5 protein-coding genes and 1 pseudogene are annotated in these 4,622 nt (G+C 71.5%); 4 read left to right on the top strand and 2 right to left on the bottom strand.

The features are described 5' to 3' along the window. The coding region (locus ACIRDX_RS20670) for a phosphoglucomutase, alpha-D-glucose phosphate-specific (RefSeq protein WP_396627327.1) at nt 1–1,173 on the top strand (1,173 nt) is incomplete at its 5' end. Nucleotides 1,174–1,244: 71 nt separating this feature from the next. Here ACIRDX_RS20670 and ACIRDX_RS20665 read toward each other — a convergent pair. Next, nucleotides 1,245–1,805, bottom strand: coding sequence for a DinB family protein (locus ACIRDX_RS20665; protein ID WP_396627326.1), 561 nt, complete (start codon nt 1,803–1,805; stop codon nt 1,245–1,247). A gap of 172 nt (nt 1,806–1,977) precedes the next feature. On the opposite strand from ACIRDX_RS20665, the gene ACIRDX_RS20660 reads away from it, so the two are divergent. After that, a complete protein-coding gene (locus ACIRDX_RS20660; protein WP_396627325.1) occupies nt 1,978–2,781 on the top strand; it encodes a nucleoside phosphorylase in 804 nt (267 codons plus the stop codon). Between the two features lie 58 nt (nt 2,782–2,839). Here the strand turns inward: ACIRDX_RS20660 and ACIRDX_RS20655 are convergent, their stop codons facing one another. Continuing rightward, on the bottom strand, nt 2,840–3,994 hold the full coding sequence (locus ACIRDX_RS20655) for a P1 family peptidase (RefSeq protein WP_396627324.1): 1,155 nt from the start codon (nt 3,992–3,994) through the stop codon (nt 2,840–2,842). Nucleotides 3,995–4,160: 166 nt separating this feature from the next. Between ACIRDX_RS20655 and ACIRDX_RS20650 the strand changes: the two genes are divergently transcribed. Further along, the gene (locus ACIRDX_RS20650) at nt 4,161–4,364 is read left to right on the top strand and encodes a hypothetical protein (RefSeq protein ID WP_396627323.1); all 204 of its coding nucleotides are present in this window, start codon (nt 4,161–4,163) and stop codon (nt 4,362–4,364) included. Continuing rightward, a pseudogene (locus ACIRDX_RS20645) lies at nt 4,361–4,622 on the top strand (radical SAM protein); the annotation flags it as partial. The gene ACIRDX_RS20650 and the pseudogene ACIRDX_RS20645, both read left to right, overlap by 4 nt.

Here is a 4,622-nt window from a genome sequence, read left to right as displayed (position 1 = left end):
TTCAAGTACAACCCGCCCAACGGCGGCCCTGCCGACACCGACGTCACCGGCGTGATCGAGCGGCGCGCCAATGCGCTCCTGGCCGAGGGGAATGCCGGCGTGCGGCGCCTCTCGCCGGCCGAGGCCGCCGCCGCGTCGTGTGTCTCGGCGCAGGACTTCGCGACCGCCTACATCGACGACCTCGGCGCCGTGATCGACATGGACGCCATCCGCGCGTCGGGGCTGCGCATCGGTGTCGATCCGATGGGCGGAGCGGCCGTCAGCTACTGGGATCGGATCGCCAGCCGGTACGGCCTGCAGATCGAGGTGGTGAACCCGCGCGTCGACCCGGCGTACGGCTTCATGACCCTCGACCACGACGGCAAGATCCGCATGGACTGCTCGAGCCCGTACGCGATGGCGAGCCTCGTGGGCCTGAAGGACCGCTTCGACATCGCCTGGGGCAACGACGCCGACGTCGACCGCCACGGCATCGTCACGCCCTCGGTCGGGCTGATGAACCCGAACCACTACCTGGCGGTGGCCATCCGCTACCTGCTCGGGCATCGGCCGCAGTGGGCCTCGGCGGCCGTGGGCAAGACGCTCGTGTCGAGCAGCATGATCGACCGCGTGGTGGGCGGGCTCGGGCGCACGCTGCTCGAGGTGCCGGTCGGCTTCAAGTGGTTCTCGCCGGGCCTGGCCGACGGCAGCCTCTGCTTCGGCGGCGAGGAGAGCGCGGGCGCGAGCTTCCTGCGGCGCGACGGGACCACGTGGACCACCGACAAGGACGGGATCATCCTCGGCCTGCTGGCGGCGGAAATCACGGCCGTGACGGGCAAGGACCCCGGCCAGCACTACCAGGAACTCACGGCGCAGTACGGGACGCCGTACTACGTGCGGCTCGATGCGGCCGCCACGCCGGCGCAGAAGCAGGCGTTCAAGCACCTCACCGGCGACAAGGTCGCGGCCGCCACCCTCGCGGGCGATCCGATCACCGCCAGGCTGACCACCGCGCCCGGCAACGGCGCGAGCATCGGTGGCCTGAAGGTGACGACCGACCACGGCTGGTTCGCGGCGCGGCCCTCGGGCACCGAGGACATCTACAAGATCTACGCGGAGAGCTTCCGGAGCGAGGCGCACCTCGCGCAGGTCGTCGCGGAAGCGAAGGATATCGTCACCGCCGCGCTGGCGTAGGCGCAGCGCGGCGCGGCGACGATTCGACGGACCGCGCCCCCTCAGGCGGGGCGCGATGTCGTGGAGTCTTCCTAGCGCGCCGGGGCGGCCTCGCTCGACGGCGGCACGACGCCCTTCAGACGCATGTGGACGGCGAGGTAGCCGTACTCCTCGTTGTCGTGCGCGACCATGCCGTAGACCGCGGCCAGTCGCGATCGCGGCCCGCCTCGGCCACCCGTCACGACGCCGACGATCGTCGCGTCGGTCAACGTCGCGAACGCCTTCTCGCATTCGGCGATCGAGGCCTTCATGGTGGCCACCAGTTCGGCCTTCGTCTTCAGGGCCGAGGCGCCCGGCTGCGCGCCCGAACCGCTGAGACTGGCGCAGGTGCGCGTGCGCGAGTCGATGGTGTGGCCGAGCGTCGCCGCAAACGGACGAATCTCGGGCACCGCCTGGAAGCCGTAGTGCTCCTCGGGCATCTTCTCGGCCATGCGGAGCAGGTTGCCGGCGATGCGGTCGACGGCGCGCCGCGCTTCCGCGGTGAGCGGGTTGGGATCGGGCGCCGCTGCGGGCGAGGCGGCCGGCGCCTGCGCCAGGGCAGCCGGCGCGAGGCCGAGGACACCAATCAACAGGAACGACGCCACTGCACGCATCAGGAGCCTCCGGAAGGGGCCGGCCGGATCGGTCCACTCCCGCGGGGGTTCGCGGCGCGGCCGGCATCTGGTCGGGACGAGCCGGATGGTAGCGGATCCCGGACGCCGGCACGAACCCGCACGGCCCTGAGGTGCCGGCACGCCAGCCCGACTTCGGCGATCATCGAGCGGCATGCCGCCTGTCGAACGCTCCGCCGCGTCGCCGCTGCTCGCCCATCCCCTCGAGGCCCCCTCGGCGTTCCGCCCCGAGGACCTGATGCAGGCGGTGCGCGACTCGCGGGGACTGCCCGACGACCCGCTGCCGCCGATCTGCGTCCTCGACTTCGACGGCGACCTGTCGGACGGACTCGTGGGCCTGCCGGGTGTCGCGCCGGTACGTTCATGGGCCTGCTTCCACACACAGATGCTGGGCGTGACCTTCGGGGACGTGCGCTGCGGCGTGGTGCCGCGCACCATCGGCGGTCCGTACGCGGTGCTGGTCGCCGAGCAACTGCACGCCGCCGGCGTGCCGGTGATCGTCGGGCTGACGTCGGCCGGGCGGGTGTCGCCCGATCTGCCCCTGCCGTGCATTGTCGTGGCCGATGACGCCGTCCGCGACGAGGGCACCTCACTGCATTACCTGCCGCAGTCGCGCCTCGTCGACTCGCCATCACCGGCGCTCGCGGATCGCCTGATGCGCGCGCTCGCGCCGGTGTCGACGGTACGCCGTGGTCGCGTGTGGAGCACCGATGCGCCGTACAGGGAGACGTCCGCGCAACTGGCGGCCTGGGCAGCCGAGGAGGTCCTGGCCGTGGAGATGCAGGCGGCCTCGCTCTTCGCGTTCGGCCAGGCCCGCGGGGCCACCATCGGCGTCGTCGCCCTGGTGAGCAACGGCAGCGACCACGACGGCGCGCAGTTCGACACCGGCGAGCAGGCGTATCGCGTGCGAGTCCTCGAGGCCATCGCCAGCGCCGGCGCGGCACACCTGGCGCCGTGAGGGCCACGGGCTGCAGGCGACAGGCTGCCTGTAGCCTGTAGCCTGTGGCCCGTGTGGCCTACCGATACGCGCGGGTGGCCAGCGCGCGCCGCACCTCGTCGACAGGCAGCGCACGCACGGTACGACCACGCCCCGTCGTGTCGACGGCCTTGAGCATCGAGTCGTACACGGCTTCCTCGGTGGCATCCATCGCGGCCTCGAACAGCGGCGACACGCCGTCGGTGGGCATCGCCGTGCGCGGTTGCGGCGTATCGACGCCGTGCGCGACACGCAGCGACGGGTGCGTGGAGAACGCGATGGCGAAGTCGCCACTGCCGTTGGCGTACGTGGATCCGGTCCGCGCCAGGGCGAACAAGGCCCGCGCGGCCAGGCGCTCGAGGTCGCGCGCGTCGAGCGGCGCGTCGGTGGCGACGACGAGCATGCAGGACCCGTCGGCGGCAGCCTCGCGCGGCGCCGACGCGAGCGCCTTCCACAAGGGCACGCCGTCCATCATCAGGCGGCCACCGTAGTTGCTCTGCACGAGCACACCGACCGTCCAGGTGTCGGCGCCCTTGGGCACCACGCGCGACGAGGTGCCGATGCCCCCCTTCCAGCCGAACGCGACCGTGCCGGTGCCGGCGCCGACGGCGCCCTCCTCCACCGGACCAGCGGCGGCCGCCTCGATGGCGCGGCGGACGTCGGCGGCCGTCACGTGCAGGCCGCGGATGTCGTTGAGGCCGCTATCGTTGGTCTCTCCGACCAGGGCATTCACGGAGCGCACGTCGCCGTTGCCCGGTTGCGCGAGGGTCCACCGCACCACGCCCTCGATCGCCGGCCCGACCGCCAGCGTGTTGGTGAGCACGATGGGCGTCTCGATGGTGCCGAGTTCGCGCACCTGCGTCGACCCGGCAAGCTTGCCGAAGGCGTTGCCGACGAACACGGCGCCGGGCACCTTGTCGCGGAACACGTTCCCCTCGTGCGGCACGATGACCGTGACCCCTGTCCGGACCTCGTCGCCACGGACGATCGTGGCGTGCCCCACGCGCACGCCGCGCACGTCGGTGATCGCGTTGACGGGACCTGGTCCGTAGGGGCCCGGAGCGACGCCGAGGTCGCGCGCCGACGGACGCGGCTGGGCCACGGCCGAGGTGGCCCCGAGCACCACCCCCACGAGCAGTGCGATGGTGCCATGAACACCCATCCTGGTCCCGAGGAACGCGCGAATCCTGTCCATGCGGCCGATTCTGCCATGCGCCCGAGCGGGCCGATCCCGCGTGATAGACTGGCGCTTCACCGAGCCAGCAGTCGCGGTTACGCGCCGTGTCATGAGCCTGGGACTCCCGTCTGTCCGCGTGGTGCGCCGTTACTCGTTCCCCCGTGCACCTGGAGGCTGTTGTCCCATGGTCAAGCGCCCTGATGATCTTGGCGCGTTCGCGTTCGTCACTCTTGCGCGGCTGCGTGTGTTGCAGCTGGCCCAGGGGTGCACGCCGCGCGTGCCCGGCGTGCACACGATCGCCGTCATGGCGCAGATGGAGGTCGCCGCAGGCGAAGTGAAGTCTGAGGACGACCTTACCGAGTCCCTCCTAGGAGCCGTCGCACCTTGAGCGTATATCTCGTCAATCCGAGTCACGTGTCCTTCGGGATCGGGGTCATCACCCCCCGCTGGATGTACGTGCTGGCATCGGCCACGCCAGCCACGTTCGGCACGCCCATCCTGGTCGACGAAACCCTCGACCCCCTCGATCCCGCGATCCTGAAACGCGGCGACACGGTGGGGATCGGCATCCACACGGGCAATGCCCTGCGCGGCTACGAGATCGGCAAGGCCGCGCGTGAGGCGGGGGCCACCGTGGTCTACGGCG

The sequence above is a fragment of the Luteitalea sp. genome (assembly GCF_044337415.1).
Lineage (GTDB): Bacteria > Acidobacteriota > Vicinamibacteria > Vicinamibacterales > Vicinamibacteraceae > Luteitalea.
This window is presented reverse-complemented; position numbering and strand designations above follow the sequence as displayed.

What these genes read in the sequence shown, in the direction of transcription:
- ACIRDX_RS20665 (WP_396627326.1), bottom strand. Translation starts at nt 1,805, where the DNA reads ATGCGTGCAGTGGCGTCGTTCCTGTTGATTGGTGTCCTCGGCCTCGCG.
- ACIRDX_RS20660 (WP_396627325.1), top strand. Translation starts at nt 1,978, where the DNA reads ATGCCGCCTGTCGAACGCTCCGCCGCGTCGCCGCTGCTCGCCCATCCC.
- ACIRDX_RS20655 (WP_396627324.1), bottom strand. Translation starts at nt 3,994, where the DNA reads ATGGACAGGATTCGCGCGTTCCTCGGGACCAGGATGGGTGTTCATGGC.
- ACIRDX_RS20650 (WP_396627323.1), top strand. Translation starts at nt 4,161, where the DNA reads ATGGTCAAGCGCCCTGATGATCTTGGCGCGTTCGCGTTCGTCACTCTT.